Origin of the sequence: uncultured Cyclobacterium sp. (assembly GCF_963976465.1) — a bacterium.
GTDB lineage: Bacteria > Bacteroidota > Bacteroidia > Cytophagales > Cyclobacteriaceae > Cyclobacterium.
In genome coordinates, this window is sequence record NZ_CAXBOC010000710.1 from 1 (window position 1) to 1,758 (window position 1,758).

Annotated in this window: 2 protein-coding genes; both read right to left on the minus strand. The window is 38.9% G+C overall.

Annotated features, from left to right (window positions below; genetic code table 11):
• Positions 1-151: 151 nt before the first annotated feature.
• Positions 152-676: an SDR family NAD(P)-dependent oxidoreductase gene (locus AAC037_RS24145; RefSeq protein WP_339906231.1), complete on the minus strand. Its 525-nt coding sequence runs from the start codon at positions 674-676 to the stop codon at positions 152-154.
• A gap of 156 nt (positions 677-832) precedes the next feature.
• A partial coding sequence (locus AAC037_RS24150) for an MATE family efflux transporter (RefSeq protein ID WP_339906232.1) occupies positions 833-1,758 on the minus strand: 926 nt, incomplete at its 5' end.

Sequence of the window (1,758 nt, forward strand, 5' to 3'; positions counted from 1 at the left end):
CAGACTCTTACCTTCAACAATAGCCTCCATACATCCCGGTCTCATAATAGAGATGAGACCAGCAAGCTCCTCAATGTTTCTTGGTTTGGTCTTTTTTGCCAAACTTTGACCAAGCCTACTCTCTAATTGAAAGCATCCCTTTGTATTTCCGCTACTGATTAAATCCCAAGTTCTTGAGCTCAGATTCTCTTTGAGCAATCATTGTCATTTGGTTCAGTGCAGCTTTTGAAGCACTGTACCCGGACCAGCCATCTACGACCTTTGCTGCCGCACCTGAGCTTATATTGACTATTATTTTAGCGCCATTATGATGTTTGTACGTCTTCATAAAGGCATTCATTAGTAAGGCCGGAGCAATTACATTCACAGTATGAATGGACACAATAGCTTCGGAGGATAAATTTCCGTTATAAGCAATCTCTCCTATCCAACCTGCATTGTTAATCAGAACGATTTCTTCATATGTTCCCTCGGGAAAAATTTCGATAATCCTATTTATCAAGTTTTTAGCATCCCCCAGGTCTAATTGTATGGGTGTGAAATTATCTTCCGGTTGCTGGGGACTTCTAGAGATACCTATAACACCGGTATGAGGCAACTTTAATAAGGCCTTTTTAAGGGCCAAGCCCAAACCTTTACTAGCCCCTGTAATGATATAAAGTGATTTTTTCTCCATAAATAAAATGTCTTTAAATTGGGTCACAAATTTTTCAATCCAACTTCAATATCCAAAAGTAATGCGATAATATATCCTATCAATACCTAAAAGAAATTCTTAATCAAAGGAATTAAATCTATTTCCCACCAATGAATCCATTCCTATTTGGCAATACTAATGCAAACTCACTGTTTCAGGTCTAGAAATTTCTTTTTGTAATTTTAAACTCAAAGAATGAAATCTATAGAACAACATGATGGCAGTAAGGGTAAGACCGATCAATAAACCAAACCATATACCCAACTCATTGTAATGAAATTTAAAAGCCAGAAGATAGCCAAGGGGAAGCCCTACCACCCAATAGGCAAGTAGGGTTACTAGTGTAGGCACCTTCACATCAGAAAGCCCCCTTAAGGCTCCCAATGCGACTACCTGAAGTCCATCCGAGAGCTGAAATACAGCAGCAATTACCAACAGATTAGCTGCCATCTCCACAACCTGGGAATCTTCGATGTACAAGAGAGGCAAATAGTTTTTAAATATTAAAAACATTACTGCGAAAAAGGACATGAAAATTAATACGTTTCCAAAGATAGAAAAACCGACTTCTCGTAATTTAGGAATATCCCGCCTTCCCAATTGGTTACCAATCCTCACCATGGCAGCCGCTGATAAGCCTGAGGCCATCATATAGCTTATAGAAGCAAGGTTAATGGCTATTTGATGAGCTGCCAAAGCATTGACCCCTATCCATCCCATCATGATGGCTGCTGAGCTGAATGCCCCAACTTCAAATACAAACTGCAAACCGGTTGGAATGCCTATGCCAAGCATTTTTTTAATGATGGAAAATCTGATCTGCTTTAATTTTATACTGCGAATGTATTTTTCATAGCGCTTAGATCTGGTCACGTAGAGATACAAAACCCAAGCCATAAGTACCCTGGAAATCAATGTGGCCCATCCTGCTCCATTTAATCCCAATTCAGGAAATCCCCAATTTCCATAAATCAATAAATAATTCAGTCCAATATTTAATAGGTTAAACAAAACCGTTATAAACATGGCTTGCTTGGTCTGAGACAAACCTTCAATAAACT

What these genes read in the sequence shown, in the direction of transcription:
- AAC037_RS24145 (WP_339906231.1), bottom strand. Translation starts at nt 676, where the DNA reads ATGGAGAAAAAATCACTTTATATCATTACAGGGGCTAGTAAAGGTTTG.